Genomic DNA, 15,685 nt, shown 5'->3' on the forward strand with positions numbered 1-15,685 from the left:
GCGGTGGGTTGGTGGGTTAGCGGCCCTAGCCTTCGACGGGTGAGAACCCGGACCGACGCGCGACCCGAGCCCGTGGCGCCGGGTGACCCCCTCCTGGTGGCCACCGGCGTGGTGAAGACGTACCGCACGGGAGCCGACGAGGTGGCCGCCCTGAAGGGCGTGGACCTCTCCGTGACCTCCGGTGAGTTCCTCGCCGTCATGGGCCCGTCGGGCTCGGGGAAGACCACCCTGCTGAACTGCCTCTCCGGCCTGGACGACATCGACGAGGGCACCGTCGTGCTCGGCGGGCGCAGCATCCACGGGATGAGCGACGCCGACCGCACCCGCCACCGCGCGTCGAGCATGGGGTTCGTCTTCCAGGCCTTCAACCTGATCCCGGTCTTCACGGCCGCCGAGAACGTCGAGCTGCCGCTCCTCCTGGCCGGGACGGGCGCCCGGGCCGCCCGCCGGGCGGCGGTGGAGACGCTGGAGCGGATCGGCCTCGGGCACCGCCTCGGCCACCGCCCCGGCGAGCTGTCGGGCGGCGAGCAGCAGCGGGTGGCCGTCGCCCGCGCCCTGGCCGGCCGGCCGCTGGTGGTGTGGGCCGACGAGCCCACCGGCAACCTGGACTCGGAGACCGCCGCGTCGGTCCTCGACCTGCTCCGGGAGCTCCACGCCGGGGGGCTCACCCTGATCCTGGTGACCCACGACGCCGCCATCGGGTCGTCGGCCCAGCGGCGCATCGTCGTGCGCGACGGGGTCATCGTGGACGACGAGCGCCGCGACGGGCGGCCCTGATGCCCGCCGTCGCCCTGATCTCGCTGCCGTTCCTGGTGGCGATGGTCGCCCGCCCGGTGTGGCGCCGGCTGGCCATGCGCAACGCCGTGCGCCGGCCCCGGGAGACCATCCTCGTGCTCGTCGGGTCCCTCCTCGGGACGGCCATCATCACCGGGTCGTTCGTGGTCGGCGAGACGCTGGAGGCGTCCATCCGGCGGTCGGCGTTCACCCAGCTGGGCCCCGTCGACGAGGTCGTCCAGGCGCCCGACCAGGCGACGGCCGACCGGGCCCGGGCGGCGGTCGAGGGGCTGGACGGAGCGCCGATCGACGGCGTCGTCCCCGTGCTCACCCTCCAGGCGGCGGCGGTGCGGCCGGGCGCCGACCCCCGGGCCGAGCCCCGCGCCCGGGTGGTGGAGCTGGACTTCGACGCCGGGCGGGCCTTCGGGGGCGACGCCGGCGCCACCGGCATCGAGGGCGCCACCCCGTCGGGCGACCGGGTGGCCATCGGCCGGGACCTCGCCCGCACCCTGGAGGTGGAGCGGGGCGACGCCGTCGAGGTGCTCGCCTACGGGCGCACCCGCTCCTTCACCGTCGAGCGGGTCCTCCCCCGGCTGGGCCTGGCCGGGTTCAAGGTGGGTTTCGGCAGCGAGTCGCCCAACCTGTTCGTCGCCCCCGGCACCATCGCCTCGATGGCGGCCGATCCGCCCCCCGGAGCAGCCCCGCCCGTCCCCCTGGTCCTCGTCTCCAACGCCGGCGGCGTGGAGGACGGCGCGGCGCACACGGCGGCCGTCGAGGCGCGGTTGCACGACGCCTTCGAGGGGCTCCCGGTGTCGGTCGACCCCGTGAAGGACGACCTGCTGGAGGCCGCCGACGAGGCGGGCGCCCAGTTCACCGAGCTGTTCACCGCCATCGGGTTCTTCAGCGTCCTGGCCGGCATCCTGCTGGTCGTCAACATCTTCGTGATGCTCGCCCAGGAGCGTCGGGGCGAGCTCGGGATGCTGCGGGCCGTCGGGCTGCGGCGGTCCGCCATGGTGGCGTCGTTCTCCATGGAGGGGTGGCTCTACGCGCTGGCGTCGGCGGCCGCCGGCACCATCGTGGGCCTCGGGGTGGGGCGGCTCATCGTCCTGGTGGCGGCGGGGATCTTCGCCGACGGCGGCGACTTCTCGCTGGAGCTGCGGTACACGGCGACCTTCGCCAGCATCCAGAGCGGCTTCGTGACGGGCTTCTTCATCTCGCTGGCCACAGTGGTGCTGACCTCGTTCTCCATCGCCCGGCTCAACGTCATCCGGGCCATCCGCGACCTGCCCGAGCCCATCGGCGGGCGCCAGCGGGCCATCGTGCTCGTCCCGGCGGTCGTCGCCCTGGTGGCCGGCGGTGCGCTCACGTTTTCGGGCCTGTCGAACCAGGACGCCTTCGGCGTGCTGGCCGGTCCGGCGCTGGCGGCCCTCGGCATCGTGCCCCTCCTGCGCCGCTTCGTCCCCCGCCGCCCCTTGGTCTCCGTCACCTCGGGCCTGGTCCTGGTGTGGGCCGTCGCCTGCTTCGACGTCGCCAGCGAGGCGTTCGAGAACCCCGAGATCTGGCTGTTCGTGGTGGACGGCGTGATCCTCACCGGCGCCGCCGTGGCCCTGGTCTCGCAGAACCAGGACGTGCTGGGCGCCCTCGTGCGGCGGATCGCCGGCGGGTCGAGCATGGCCCTGCGCATCGGCCTCGCCTACCCGCTGGCCCGGCGGTTCCGCACCGGGATGATCCTCACCATGTACGCCCTGGTGGTCTTCACCCTCACGTCCATCACGCTGTTCAGCCGGGTCTTCTCCTCGCAGATCGACGACTTCACGGCCGACGTGGCCGGCCGGTTCGACCTCAAGGTCCAGTCCAACGCCGCCTCCCCGGTGTCGCCCGAGCAGGTGGCCGCCGTCCCCGGCGTGGCGGGCGTGGCGACGCTCACGACGGCCGTGGCGGAGTTCGCACCCCGAGACGACCCCGACCCGATGGCCTGGCCGGTGGCCGGCTTCACCGAGGACTTCGTGGCCCTGGGCCCGCCCGTGCTCGACGAGAGGCCGCCCGGTGCCGCCACCGACGCCGACGCCTACCGGGCCGTGCTCGCCGACCCCGGCCTCGTCATCGTCGACGAGTTCTTCCTCCAGGACGGCGGCGGCCCGCCCGAGGAGGCGTTCGAGATCGGGGCGACGCTCACCGTGCGGGACCCCTCCTCGGGCCGCAGCCGCACGCTCGAGGTCGGCGCCGTGGCCAAGTCGGGCTTCGCCTTCACGCCGGCGCTCATGTCGGCCGACGCCCTGGCCGAGCTGGCCGGCCCGCTCGCTGCCCCCACGCTGCTCTACGTGGACGCCGAGCCCGGGTTCGACCCGCAGGCGGTGGCCGAGGAGGTCAACGCCACGTTCGTGGCCAACGGCGCCGACGCGGTGTCGTTCCGCAAGGAGGTGGGTGACGGCCTCTCGCAGCAGTCGCAGTTCTTCCGGCTGATGCAGGGGTACCTGGCACTCGGCCTGGTGGTCGGCATCGCCGGCCTCGGCGTGGTGATGGTGCGGGCGGTGTGGGAGCGGCGCCGGCAGGTCGGGGTGCTGCGGGCCCTGGGCTTCCCGTCGGGCGCCGTGCGGCGGGCCTTCGTCGCCGAGTCGATGTTCGTGGCCCTGGAGGGCATCGTCCTGGGCGTCCTCCTCGCCGTGGTGTCGTCGTGGCGCCTGCTCACCAACGGGGCGTTCGGGGAGGGTCTCAGCTTCACCGTCCCGTGGCTCCAGCTGGCTCTCCTCGTCGTCCTCACCGCCGCCGCCTCGGTGGTGGCCACCATCGCCCCGGCGCAGCAGGCGTCGCGGATTCGCCCGGCCGTCGCCCTGCGCCTGGCCGACTGAGCCCGTCGGCGCTCAGGGCCGGGCCCGCCTGCTCCGGCGGCAGGAAGGGGCGCCAATGCGCCCGAACCTGCCGCCGGATCGCCGGGCCGCTCGTTTCGGTCGTCGGCGCTCAGGCGGGCGCCGGGCCGAGGGCCGCCTCGACGCTCTCGAAGAGGCGGGCGGTGCACGACGTCATCTCCACCGGCGGCAGGGCATCGGTGACGATGCGCTCGGCCAGCGCGGCGAACGCCTCCACCACCGGGCCGTGCGCGGCGAGTGAGGCGGGCCGGCCGGTGTCGCCGCCCTCGGCGACCGACGGGTCCAGCGGGATGGTGGCGAGCAGCGGGACGCCGATCTCGGCGGCCAGGCGCTCGCCGCCGCCCGACCCGAACAGGGCGTAGCTCTGCCCGTGCTCGCATCGGAAGGCGCTCATGTTCTCGATGACGCCCGCCACCCGCAGGTACCCCTTGCGGGCCATGTCGGCGGCCCGGGCGGCGACCTTCTGGGCGGCCAGCGCCGGCGTGGTGACGATCAGCACCTCGGTGTGGGGCAGCATGCGTGCGAGCCCCATCTGGACGTCGCTGGTGCCGGGCGGCATGTCGATCAGCAGGTAGTCCAGGTCGCCCCAGCGGACGTCCTCCAGGAACTGCTGGACGGCCCGGTTGAGCATGAACCCCCGCCACATGATCGCCTGGTCCTCGGCGGCGTTGCCGACCGAGCCCATGGACACGACCTTGAGGCGCCCGTCGCCCACCGGCTTCTCCAGGGGGACGATCTTGCGGCCCTCGGCGCCCAGCTGCCCCTCCACGCCCAGCATGCGGGGGATCGAGAACCCGCCGATGTCGGCGTCCAGCACGCCCACGGTGAGGCCCCGGAGCGCGAGCTGCACGGCCAGGTTGGCGGTGATCGACGACTTCCCCACGCCGCCCTTGCCCGACGCCACGGCCGCGATGCGCGTGGTCGGCGGGATGTCGGTCCTCGGGGGGTTCTCCCGCGCCTTCCACCGGGCGCGGGCCATCAGGCTCTTCTTCTGCTCCTCGGTCATCTCGCCGAAGTGGACCCGGACGTCGGAGACGCCGGGGAGCCCGCCCACCCGCAGCTTCACGTCCTTCATCAGCTGGGCCCGCAGCGGGCAGCCGGCGGTGGTGAGCGCCACCGTGACGTCGACCCCGCCGTCCGGCGCGATCTCGATGCGCCGCACCATGCCGAGGTCGACCACGTTGTCGCCCAGCTCGGGGTCGATCACGCCCGCCAGCGCACCCCGCACGGCGTCCTCGGTGGGCGCGGGTACGGAGGGTGCGGGCATCAGGTCGAGTTTACAAGGAACGGGCCTGGTATATTCCAGGCGTGGACCGGCTCCAGCTGTTCAAGGCGCTCGGCGACAACACGCGCTACGCCATCTACCTGGAGCTGGCGCGCGCGAGCGTCCCCCGGTCGACCTCCGACGTCGCCGAGGCGCTGGGGCTGCACCCCAACACGGTACGGCCCCACCTCGAGCGCATGCGGGAAGTGGGCCTCCTCGACGTCGAGGTGGACTCCCGCGGCACGGTGGGCCGGCCCCAGCACCGCTACTCGCTGGCGTCCGACGCGCCGTCGCTCGGCCTGGAGCCACCCACCTTTCCCCTCATGGCCGGCCTGCTGGCCAACGTGGCGGCCGCCTTCGAGCCCGACTCCGAGGCGGTGGCCTCGGTGGGCCGGGAGCACGGGCGCCACGCGGGCGCCGTGCGCGCCGGCGACGGGGGGTGCCTGGCGTCGGTGCGCGGCGAGCTCACCGACCTCGGGTTCGATCCCGTCGAGCAGACCGACGGCGCCGTCACCACCATCGCCTTCACCCACTGCCCGTTCCGCAGCCTGGCCGAGGCCTTCCCCGAGCTGGTCTGCCACCTCCACCGGGGGGTGGTGGAAGGCATGGTCGAGGTGCTCGGCGGTGCCACCGTCGAGCGGTTCGCGACGCTCGCCGACCGCGATCCCTGCCAAGTTGAGCTGGCAACCCGGTAGAATCGTCCCCGTATCCCGAACAAGGAGCATTTGGTGAGCACCACGGAAACTGGCACCGGTACCGGCCTCGTCACCATCACCGACAACGCGGCCAAGAAGGTGGCCGAGCTGCTGGCCATGGAGGGCAACCCCGACCTGGCGCTGCGCATCGCGGTGCGTCCCGGTGGCTGCTCGGGCTACTCCTACGAGATGTTCTTCGACAGCGAGTTCGCCCACGACGACCTGCGCTCCTCCAACGGCCCGGTCAGCGTGGTGGTGGACGCCGAGAGCGCCCAGCTGCTGCGGGGCGCGTCGCTGGACTACAAGGACGGGCTCCAGGGCGCCGGCTTCAGCATCAACAACCCCAACGCCCAGCGCTCCTGCGGCTGCGGCCAGTCCTTCTCCTAGCCGCCCGCTCGACGTCGCCGCCGGCCCGGGCGCCCGCCCGGGCCGTTGCGCGTCACGCCACCAGTCGCTCGAGGGCGGCCCTGGTCTCGACCCGGTCGAAGGCGTTGTCCAGCCGGTCGCGGACGATGCCGTCGGCCCCGGCCAGGAACAGCACCGGCTCGGCCGCCAGGTTGTACGCCTTGACCGTGGGTGCCAGCGTCTTGCCGGTGCGGTCGCTGTAGATCTCCACGTGGAGGAAGCGGACCCGGTCGGCGAACGCCTCGCGCTGGGCCAGCACGGTGTCCAGCACCGGCCCGCAGAACCGTGACTTGCACAGGGCGGGGGTGGAGAACAGCACGGCGAGGGGGCGCCGCTCGCCGAGGGCGGCGTCCAGGCTCACGTCGTGCAGCGGGCAGGGCGGGTCGGCCGTGCAGATCGGGTCCACGCCGAGGGTGTTCGCCGGCGTGGGCGAGGGCGTCGAGATCATCGCCGTGCCCGGGAAGGGCACCTCGACCTCGGCGGGGTCGGACACCGTCACGCCCGCCTCGCTCGTCTCGCCCTTGTAGGTCGCCGCCACCTCGACCGGGCCCGGCTTCTCGAAGCGGTGGCGGACGAGGAGGTAGGGGAGCGGGGTGCCGTCGGTGTGCACGGTCGACTCGACCGGCTCGCCGTCGATGGCGAGCTCGACGGGCCCGTCGATGGCCACCGGCCCGGTCCGCTCGGCCGTGAGCAGGGCGACGGTCAGGCGCTCGTCGATGCCGGAGACGTGGGTGAACGTCGACACGACGAGGCTGAACGTGGCCCTGCCCGCCGGCTCGGTGGAGCGCGTGGAGCCGGTGGTCGCGGCGTTGTCGTTCCCGTCGTCGCCGCAGGCGCCCAGGGCGGCGAGGCCGGCCAGGCCGGCGCCGGCGAGGAGGAACTCACGACGGCTGAGGGGCGGCATGGGGGCAACCTATCGTGGGCCGATGTCGCTCAGGTTCCGGGTCGACGGCCGCGAGGTGGCGGTGGAGGACGACGGCGCCTCGCTGCTGGAGGTCCTGCGTGACCGCCTCGGCCTCCGCAGCCCCAAGGACGGTTGCGCGCCCCAGGGCCAGTGCGGGTGCTGCACCGTGCTGGTCGACGGGCAGGCCCGGGTGGCGTGCGTGACGCCGGCCCGGCGGGTGGCGGGGCGCACGGTGACCACCCTCGACGGCTTCCCGGAGGCCGAGCGGCGGGCGTGGGCGGACGCCTTCACCGCCGCCGGCGGCAGCCAGTGCGGCTTCTGCACGCCGGGCATCGTCGTGCGCCTGGCGGCGCTGAAGGCGTCGGGCGGTGGTGACGTCGACACCGCCCTCCTGGCCCACCTGTGCCGCTGCACCGGGTGGCTGGGGGTGAAGGAGGCCTTCGCCGCCGCCACCCGGCCGGGGGCTGCGCCGGCACCGGCGAGGGACCTCGACGCGGCCCGCCGGCGGGCCGCTCTGGAGGGGGGCGCCGCCCAGGACGTCGGTCCCCACGTCGCCCTCGGCCGGGGCGGGTTCGCCGACGACACGTCGCCGCCGGACGCCCTGGTGGCGGTGCCCGACGGCCGCGGCGGGTGGGCGGTGGGCGAGACGCTCGCCGAGGCCCGGGCCCGGGCCGGCAAGGTGCAGGGGCGGCGCAGCACCCTGGCGCTGTCCCACCCGCTCGAGTGCCCCCCCGGCGACTGGGCGGTGACGCTGCGGACGACGTGGGTGGAGCCCGCCTACCTGGAGCCGGACGCCTCGTGGTGCGAGCCGGGTGGGGAGCCGGCGTCGCCCCTGGCCAACGGCGGGGCGTTCGGCGGCAAGGTGGCGTCCCTGGCCCCGGGCGCGGCCCGGCGGCTGGCCGACCAGCACGGCCGGCCCGTGCGGGTGCTCCTCTCCCGGGAGGACGTGGTGCGCCTCGGCCCCAAGCGGCCGCCGGTGGCCGCCGGTGTGCGCCCCGACGGGTCGGGCGTCGTGCGGGTGGCGCGCACGCCCGGGGTGGCCGAGGCCGTGGCTGCGGTGGCGCCCGGCCTGGTGGTGGAGGAGGTCGACGTCGCCGGCCCGCCCACGTCGGCCGCCGTGCGGGCCGCCGGATGGGCGGAGGCGGCCGTGCTGGCGGCCGCCGTGCGCGGCGACGCCGCCGTGACGGCGCCCTCGGGGGGGCGGGCCGAGGCCGAGGTCGCCGACGGCGGCGGCATCCGGGTCCGGGTGGAGTGCGGCGACCCGCTGGACGAGGTCGTCCTCCGCTCGTACTGCGTGGGCGCCGCCCACATGGCGCTGGGGTGGGTGCGCACCGAGGGCATCGCCGTGGACCCCGCCGGCGTGCCCCGGGACCTCACCATCCGCTCGTTCGGGATCCTGCGGGCGCGGGACATGCCGGGGGTGGAGGTGGAGGTCATCGCGTCGGGCGGCCCGCCGGTGGCGGTGTCCGACGCCGTGTTCGCGGCGGTGGCCGCCGCCGCCTGGAGGGCCGACGGCTACCCGCCCGAGTGGCCCACCCGGCGGTGAACGCCTCCTTGCCGTCGGCGCCCCGGCGGGCAAGGGTGCGGGGATGACCAAGCCCGTCGGCCCCTACTCGCCCGTCGTGAGGACCGGGAGCTGGCTGATCTGCTCCGGCCAGGTCGGCCTGCGCGACGGCGCCCTGGTCGACGGCGGTGTCCGGGAGCAGACGGTCCAGGCCCTCGCCAACCTCCGCCTGCTCCTGGAGGACGAGGGGGCGTCGCTGTCCGACGTCGTGAAGACGACCGTCTTCCTCACCGACATGGGCGACTTCGCCGCCATGAACGAGGAGTACGCGGCCGCCTTCGGCGACCACCGCCCGGCCCGCTCCACCGTCGGGGTGGCCGCCCTCCCCCTGGGGGCCGTGGTCGAGGTCGAGGCGTGGGCCCGCTCGCGCCGCGCCGGCGAGGGGGAGTGAAGCGTGGTCGGCGGCTTGGCGATCGCCGTGGTCGTGGTGGTGGTGCTCCCCGCCCTGTTCCTGGCGGCCGCCGCCCTGGTGTGCGCCGTCCTCGGCGAGTCGTTCAGCGGCCGGGCCGACGACGCCTGAGCCGGTCCGCCGTCCGGCGCCCTCAGAGGCTCCAGCGGGACTGGCCGAAGCGGTAGCCCACCGACCGCACGGTCTGGATCAGCTGCTCGTGCTCGTTGCCGAGCTTGGCCCGCAGCCGCCGGACGTGCACGTCCACCGTGCGAGCGCCGCCGTAGTACTCGTAGCCCCAGACCCGCGACAGCAGGGTCTCCCGGGTGAACACCTTGCCCGGGTGGGTGGCCAGGAACTTCAACAGCTCGTACTCCATGTAGGTGAGGTCGAGCGGCCGGCCCGAGATGCCGGCCTGGTAGGTCTCCAGGTTGAGCACCAGGGGGCCGTACTCCACCAGCTCCGGACGGGTGCCGCGGCCGGTCCGCCAGAACAGGTGCTTGAGGCGCGCCTCCAGCTCGCGCGGCTGGAAGGGCCACAGGGAGAAGTCGTCGAAGAGGTCCTCGCGCAGCTCGAGGTCCGGGAGCTGGGGGCCGGTCACGAGGAGCAGGAGCGGCTCGAGCGGCAGGTCCCGTTTGCGCAGGGCGCGGCAGAGGGCGAAGGCGTCCTCGGGGTCGTCGGCCGCGCAGACGATGGCGCCCGCCCACCCGTCCTCGGGTTCGAGGCGGGTCGCCATGTCGGACGAGGAGACGGCCTTCCAGGGGTAGCCGGCCAGGTCGAGGGCCTGGGCGAGGGCGGGCGGGACCGGGTCGGGGTGGAGGAGGAGCGGTTCCATCTCGTTCGTCAGAGCAGGGGGAGGTAGCGGTCGAGCTCGAACTGGGTGACCTGCGCCTTGTAGTCGGTCCACTCGGCCCACTTGTTGCGGAGGAACCACTCGAAGACGTGCTCGCCCAGGGTCTCGGCCATGAGCTCGGAGCGCTCCATCTCGGTGAGCGCCTCGGCCAGGGAGCCGGGCAGCGACGCGATGTCGTCGGCCAGCCGCTCCTCGGGCGTCATCAGGTAGAGGTTGGCCGCCGCCTCGGGTGGCAGCTCGTACCCCTCCTCCACGCCCTTGAGGCCGGCGGCCAGGACCACGGCGAAGGCGAGGTAGGGGTTGCACGCCGGGTCGGGCGCCCGGTACTCGATGCGGGCCGACTCCTTCTTGCCCCGCTTGGCCACGGGAACGCGCACCAGGGCGGACCGGTTGTTCCGGGCCCACGAGACGTAGACGGGCGCCTCGTAGCCGGCGATCAGGCGCTTGTACGAGTTGACCCACTGGTTGGTGACGGCCGTGATCTCGCGGGCGTGGGTGAGGAGGCCGGCGATGAACTTCTTGCCGACGGCCGACAGCTGGTGCTCGTCGCCCTCGTCGTGGAAGGCGTTGGCGTCGCCCTCGAACAGGGAGAAGTGGGTGTGCATCCCCGACCCCTGGAGGCCGGCCATGGGCTTGGGCATGAAGGTGGCGTGGACCCCGGCCTCCTGGGCGATCTCCTTGACCACCAGGCGCACGGTCATCACGGTGTCGGCCATGGTGAGGGCGTCGGTGTAGCGCAGGTCGATCTCGTGCTGGCTGGGGGCGTCCTCGTGCTGGCTGTACTCGACGGGGATGCCCATGTCCTCCAGGGTCAGCACGGTGCGCCGCCGCAGGTCGCCGGCCAGGTCGGCCACCGTCAGCTCGAAGTACGAGCCCTGGTCGAGGGGCTGGAGGGGACGGGTGTCGGCGTCGCCGGCGAAGTAGAAGTACTCGACCTCGGGGGCGGCGAAGAACGAGAACCCCTTGTCGTGCGCCCGGTTCAGCTGGCGCTTGAGGACCCAGCGGGGGTCGCCCTCGAAGGGCGTGCCGTCGAGGTTGTTGACGTCGCAGAACACCCGGGCCACCGGCGAGTTGGCGTTGCGGGCGGGCAGGAGCTGGAACGTGGTGGCGTCGGGGACGGCGAGCACGTCGCTCTCCTGGACCCGGCTGAACCCGTCGATGGCCGAGCCGTCGAACGTCATCCCCTCATCGAGGGCGCCCTCGAGCTCGGCCGGGGTGATGTTGAACGCCTTGGGGATGCCCAGCACGTCGGTGAACCACAGCTGGATGAAGCGCACGCCGCGCTCCTCCACCGTCCGCATCACGTAGTCCTGCTGGCGCTCCATGTCCGTCCTGCCTTCGTCGTCGGCTTCCAGTCTCGCAGCCGCCGCCCAGGTAGCCGCCCCGTTGACCCGCCGCTTCACAATCTGTTCACATCACGCCCGGGCAGGCGGCGGGCGTTGGTGGCAGGCTGTCGCCGGCCGAGATCGCCGTCGCCCAGGGAGGGACTCGTGGAGCAGCGCAGCGCAGCGGAGGTCGTCCGACTCGCACAGGACGAGGGGATCGAGATCGTCGATTTCCGGTTCTGCGACCTCCCCGGTCTGATGCAGCACTTCTCGGTCCCCGTGAACCAGCTGACCGAGGAGGCGTTCGAGGAGGGCTACGGGTTCGACGGCTCGTCGATCCGGGGCTTCCAGGAGATCCAGGAGTCGGACATGATCCTGCTCCCGGACCCGAACACCGCCGTCGTCGACCCGTTCCGCCAGCACCCCACGCTCAACATCAACTGCTTCGTGCAGGACCCGGTGACGGGGGAGAGCTACAGCCGCGATCCCCGCTACGTCGCCAAGAAGGCCGAGGAGTACCTGGCCAGCACCGGCATCGCCGACACGGCGTACTTCGGGCCCGAGGCCGAGTTCTTCATCTTCAACGACGTGCGGTTCATGCAGGACCAGCGCTCCGCCTTCTACCAGGTGGACTCGGTGGAGGGCATCTGGAACTCGGCCAAGGACGAGGGCCCGAACCTCGGGTTCAAGCCGCGGTACAAGGAGGGCTACTTCCCCGTCCCGCCCATGGACCACTTCCAGGACCTGCGGTCCGAGATGGTCATCGAGATGCAGAAGCTGGGCATCCCGATCGAGGTGCAGCACCACGAGGTCGGCACCGCCGGGCAGGCGGAGATCGACATGCGGTTCGACACCCTGCTGACCATGGCCGACCGCCTCATGCTCTACAAGTACGTCGTCAAGAGCGTGGCCCGGGCCAACGGCCTGTCGGCCACCTTCATGCCCAAGCCGCTGTTCCAGGACAACGGTTCGGGGATGCACACCCACCAGTCCCTGTGGCGGGGCGGGGAGCCCCTGTTCTACGCCGAGACCGGCTACGCCGGACTGTCGGACCTGGGCCGCTGGTACATCGGCGGGCTGCTCAAGCACGCGCCCGCCATCCTCGCCTTCGCCGCCCCCACCACCAACTCGTACAAGCGGCTGGTGCCCGGCTACGAGGCGCCGGTGAACCTCGTCTACAGCCAGCGCAACCGCTCGGCCGCCTGCCGCATCCCGCTGTACTCCAAGAGCCCCAAGGCCAAACGGGTCGAGTTCCGCTGCCCCGACCCGAGCTGCAACCCCTACCTCGCCTTCTCGGCCATGCTCATGGCCGGCCTGGACGGCGTGCAGAACCGCATCGAGCCGCCCGACCCGGTCGACAAGGACCTGTACGACCTGCCGCCCGAGGAGCTGGCCCAGGTGCCCCAGGTCCCGGGCTCGCTGGAGGAGGCCCTGTCCGCCCTGGAGACCGACCAGGACTTCCTGAAGGCGGGGGGCGTGTTCACCGACGACCTCATCGAGACGTGGATCGCCTACAAGCGCCTCAAGGAGATCGACGAGGTCCGCCTCCGGCCCCACCCGTGGGAGTTCATGCTCTACTACGACATCTAGGCCGATAGGTCGCTGAGCAGGGCTTTGTGGGCTCGGTACACGGTCTAGGACGCGACACGAGGGGTCAATAGGGGTATCCAGCGGCCCTCGACGGCGCCCCGTGGCGAGGTCAGCAAGAAACCCCAGCCGGCCCTTGACGACGCCCGTACGATGGGTCGGTGACCGTCCCCGGCCTCGCCGTCAACCCGGATCGCCTGCGCGACATCTGCAGCCGCTACGGGGTGTCGAGGCTCGAGGTTTTCGGCTCGGTCAGTCGTGGCGAGGACACGCCCGACAGTGACATCGACGTGCTCTACGACCTCGCGCCGGAGAGCCGCCTCGGTTGGGACATCGAGAAGCTCGCGGACGAGCTTTCCGAGCTGATCGGCCGGCCGGTCGACCTCGTGTCGCGGAACTCGTTGCACGAGCGACTGCGAGACGAGGTTCTCGCCGAGGCCCGCCCGCTGTATGCGGCGTGAACTGCTCCTGATCGGGGAGATGATCGAGGCCGCGTCACAAGCGCAATTCGCTGGTCGATGGCATCGACCTCGCCACCCTCAGCGCGGACCGTCAGCGCCGAGACGCCTTGCTCTGGAACTTCACCGTCCTCGGCGAGGCGGCAACTCAGCTCGACGACCAGGTGAAGGCGCGGTTCCCGGATCCCGTGGGCGCAACCCGCTCGCCTCCGCAACCGGGTCATCCACGGCTATTGGTCGATCGATCTGCAGATCCTGCACACCACAGCGACGGATCTCCTGCCGCAGTGCCAGTGCCGACTGGCTCGCGCCGAACCGATCTACCGCGGAGATCGGCCGGGTCGACACTCCGAGCAGGCACCGGCCCTGTTCACGTGCTCGGCGGTCCGGCGACCCTGGAGATTGCGGGCGTAGACGTCAAGGCGCTCGGACAGCCTCCCGGGCGACAGCGCCGAGACGTCGAAGTGCGCCTGGCAGTACCTGCACCGCAGGATGGGCCGGCCTGGCACCAGGTAGGCACCCCGACGGTGGCACCAGCCGCAGTGCTCGTACTTCAGCGTGACCGTACCGTTGGCCCGGTCGCGACCGTTGTCTCGCTGCGTCGCAGCAGGGCGACACGGCAAACCGAGGTGGTCCAGGTACCAGGATGCGAATGCCTCGGCATCGAGCGGGCGGGCCCACACGTAGCCCTGCCCTAGTTCGCACCCGAGCTCGCGGAGCAACGACACTTCGCGCTCGTTCTCGATGCCCTCCGCTACCGATCTCATGCCCAGGCTGTGGGCGAGGGCGACGATGGCGCCGACGATGTCTGCGGCGTTGGACCGAGCCAGCATGGCGTTGACGAAGTCGTAGTCGATCTTCAAGGCGGAAATGGGAAGACGGCGCAGGTGCACCAAGGACGACTGGCTGGTCCCGAAGTCGTCGACACGCAATTCGACGCCGAGGGCGGCGACGGCCTGGAGTCGGTCGATCAAGGGGGCGTCGCCCGCGGCAAGAGCCGTCTCCGGGAACTCCAGCACGAGGGCGTCGGGGGCCAAGCCGGCCTGGTCCAGAGCATCCTGGACGCGATCGACCACATCGGTCGCGACGAGTTGGCGGAGCGACACGTTCACCGCCATCGACAGCCCTTCGGCGTCGGGAAGCTCGGCACGCCAAGCGGCGGCCTGCCGACATGCCTGGCCGAGCACGTGCCATCCGAGTGGTTCGATGAGACCGGTCACCTCGGCCTGTGGCAGGAACTCCGCCGGGCCGCGCAGGCCCACCATGGGGTGGTTCCATCGCACGAGCGCCTCTGTCTCCACGACACCGTTGCCCTCGAGGTCGACGACGGGTTGATAGTGGACGACCAGGTCGTCGAGCCGAGGAGTGTCGGCGATGGCGTCGCCCGGAAACACCGTCCCGCCCGCGACGACGGTGCGAAGGATCCCCACCAGCTCGCCCGAGGCGCGTGCGGTGTGCATGAAGCCGCGACAGCCGGAGTGCAGAGCGCGCACGACCGCCCGGCCGCTGGAGTCTCCCGTCAGCAAGACGAACGCCGTCGACGGTGCGAGTTCGCGCATCTCCAGTACCAACGACTGACCGTCGACGTCCGGCGGTGCGTCCTCGACCACCACCACGTCGGGACGGTGGGCCAGCAGGGTCGGCACGACTTCGCCGGCCCCGGCTGGCACCGCCACTGCCGAGAAGCCCTCGATGCCGTCGATGACTCGGCTGACGACGTCGGCGACGAGCTGGCGCGCGTGCACTGCCACCACTCGCCCGCCCCCGGGTTGGCTCATCGCCGCGGTGTGCCGACGCCCGGCTGCCTGCGCTGCGGGTTCGCTGAGCGCATCGAGAGAAACTACCCATAGCCGTCGATATTGTCGATCCGAGGGCACAGCCGAGTCGCTGCGTCGGCGTGGATCACCGCCACCCGAGCGACGGTCCTCTCTCACTCCGAGCGGATGACATCCCTTCGGGTCGCACCACCAGCCGCCCGAAGCGACGGTCGCCGCGACGGAGCAGCGGTGGTCGGGCGATCAGTCCTCCGACCAACGCCCGCCGGCACCACCCCGGGGCCGGCCCCAACCCCAAGGAGAACCTCCAATGTTCAGCATCAGCTCCATCGCCGCCGCCGCCGTCGCCGTCGCCCTCGGTGGCACCGGCACCGCCGCCGTCGTCATGAACTCCCCGCCCGTCGGCGTCGACGCCGGCGCCGAGATCACCGCCAGGGCCCACGCCGACCTGCGGGCGGCCGAGCAGGCCCAGCAGCGGGCCATCGCCCTGTTGTCGGACACCTCGGCCGAGGCCAAGGCCGAGGCCCAGGCCCAGGTCGAGCTGGCCAGCACCCGCCTCGACGAGGCGTCCACGTCCATGAAGGCGGCCGTCGAGACCGGCTCCAAGGCCGCCGTCGACGCCTTCGGCGAGTTCACGAACAAGTCCATCCGCCTGGTGGGCCACCTCGCCACCACGGCCACGGTTACGGCCAACGCGTCGGTCAAGGCCGGCGGCGACATCGTCAAGGCCGTCGACACCCAGATCACCACCGCCCGCGGCGTGGTGGCGACCCAGGGCGACGCCGTGCTGTCGGCGCTGACCCAGGTGCGCACCAACCTGCCCGCC

General features: G+C 72.6%; 15 protein-coding genes. 10 read left to right on the plus strand and 5 right to left on the minus strand.

Annotated elements, in window-relative coordinates; genetic code table 11:
- Positions 1-39: 39 nt before the first annotated feature.
- Together VM242_05030 and VM242_05035 are read left to right on the plus strand one after the other, a co-directional pair.
- On the plus strand, positions 40-777 hold the full coding sequence (locus tag VM242_05030; protein HVM04515.1) for an ABC transporter ATP-binding protein: 738 nt from the start codon (positions 40-42) through the stop codon (positions 775-777).
- Positions 777-3,623, plus strand: coding sequence for an FtsX-like permease family protein (locus tag VM242_05035; protein ID HVM04516.1), 2,847 nt, complete (start codon positions 777-779; stop codon positions 3,621-3,623). The genes VM242_05030 and VM242_05035 overlap by 1 nt, the downstream gene beginning before the upstream one ends.
- A 109-nt stretch (positions 3,624-3,732) precedes the next feature.
- Here the strand turns inward: VM242_05035 and VM242_05040 are convergent, their stop codons facing one another.
- The gene (locus VM242_05040; GenBank protein HVM04517.1) at positions 3,733-4,908 is read right to left on the minus strand and encodes an Mrp/NBP35 family ATP-binding protein; all 1,176 of its coding nucleotides are present in this window, start codon (positions 4,906-4,908) and stop codon (positions 3,733-3,735) included.
- Positions 4,909-4,949: 41 nt separating this feature from the next.
- Between VM242_05040 and VM242_05045 the strand changes: the two genes are divergently transcribed.
- Both VM242_05045 and erpA read left to right on the plus strand, forming a co-directional pair.
- Positions 4,950-5,600 (plus strand): helix-turn-helix domain-containing protein, encoded by a 651-nt coding sequence (locus VM242_05045; GenBank protein ID HVM04518.1) that lies wholly within the window; start codon positions 4,950-4,952, stop codon positions 5,598-5,600.
- A 33-nt stretch (positions 5,601-5,633) separates the two neighbouring features.
- Positions 5,634-5,987 carry an iron-sulfur cluster insertion protein ErpA gene (gene erpA / locus VM242_05050; GenBank protein ID HVM04519.1) on the plus strand — a complete coding sequence of 118 codons (354 nt, stop codon included), beginning with the start codon at positions 5,634-5,636 and terminating at the stop codon, positions 5,985-5,987.
- A gap of 52 nt (positions 5,988-6,039) precedes the next feature.
- Here erpA and VM242_05055 read toward each other — a convergent pair whose 3' ends face one another.
- Complete coding sequence (locus VM242_05055) at positions 6,040-6,909, minus strand: hypothetical protein (protein HVM04520.1); 870 nt, start codon at positions 6,907-6,909, stop codon at positions 6,040-6,042.
- Between the two features lie 22 nt (positions 6,910-6,931).
- On the opposite strand from VM242_05055, the gene VM242_05060 reads away from it, so the two are divergent.
- From VM242_05060 to VM242_05070, 3 genes are read left to right on the plus strand one after another with little or no spacing between them, the layout of a single operon-like run.
- A complete protein-coding gene (locus VM242_05060; GenBank protein ID HVM04521.1) occupies positions 6,932-8,455 on the plus strand; it encodes a 2Fe-2S iron-sulfur cluster-binding protein in 1,524 nt (507 codons plus the stop codon).
- Between the two features lie 43 nt (positions 8,456-8,498).
- Entirely contained in the window at positions 8,499-8,864 is a 366-nt protein-coding gene (locus VM242_05065) for a Rid family detoxifying hydrolase (GenBank protein ID HVM04522.1), read from the plus strand.
- Between the two features lie 3 nt (positions 8,865-8,867).
- Positions 8,868-8,993, plus strand: coding sequence for a hypothetical protein (locus VM242_05070; protein ID HVM04523.1), 126 nt, complete (start codon positions 8,868-8,870; stop codon positions 8,991-8,993).
- A gap of 22 nt (positions 8,994-9,015) precedes the next feature.
- On the opposite strand, the gene VM242_05075 is transcribed toward VM242_05070, so the two are convergent.
- Together VM242_05075 and glnA (VM242_05080) are read right to left on the minus strand one after the other, a co-directional pair.
- Positions 9,016-9,696 (minus strand): response regulator transcription factor, encoded by a 681-nt coding sequence (locus VM242_05075; protein ID HVM04524.1) that lies wholly within the window; start codon positions 9,694-9,696, stop codon positions 9,016-9,018.
- Between the two features lie 8 nt (positions 9,697-9,704).
- Complete coding sequence (glnA, locus tag VM242_05080; GenBank protein HVM04525.1) at positions 9,705-11,039, minus strand: type I glutamate--ammonia ligase; 1,335 nt, start codon at positions 11,037-11,039, stop codon at positions 9,705-9,707.
- Between the two features lie 165 nt (positions 11,040-11,204).
- On the opposite strand from glnA (VM242_05080), the gene glnA (VM242_05085) reads away from it, so the two are divergent.
- The gene (glnA, locus tag VM242_05085) at positions 11,205-12,629 is read left to right on the plus strand and encodes a type I glutamate--ammonia ligase (GenBank protein HVM04526.1); all 1,425 of its coding nucleotides are present in this window, start codon (positions 11,205-11,207) and stop codon (positions 12,627-12,629) included.
- Between the two features lie 158 nt (positions 12,630-12,787).
- On the plus strand, positions 12,788-13,087 hold the full coding sequence (locus VM242_05090; GenBank protein HVM04527.1) for a nucleotidyltransferase family protein: 300 nt from the start codon (positions 12,788-12,790) through the stop codon (positions 13,085-13,087).
- A 317-nt stretch (positions 13,088-13,404) separates the two neighbouring features.
- Here VM242_05090 and VM242_05095 read toward each other — a convergent pair whose 3' ends face one another.
- Positions 13,405-14,835, minus strand: coding sequence for an EAL domain-containing protein (locus VM242_05095; protein HVM04528.1), 1,431 nt, complete (start codon positions 14,833-14,835; stop codon positions 13,405-13,407).
- Positions 14,836-15,169: 334 nt separating this feature from the next.
- Here VM242_05095 and VM242_05100 point away from each other — a divergent pair.
- Positions 15,170-15,685: hypothetical protein (locus VM242_05100; protein HVM04529.1), on the plus strand; the 516-nt coding region annotated here is incomplete at its 3' end.

The sequence above is a fragment of the Acidimicrobiales bacterium genome (genome assembly GCA_035540975.1).
Classification (GTDB): Bacteria; Actinomycetota; Acidimicrobiia; order Acidimicrobiales.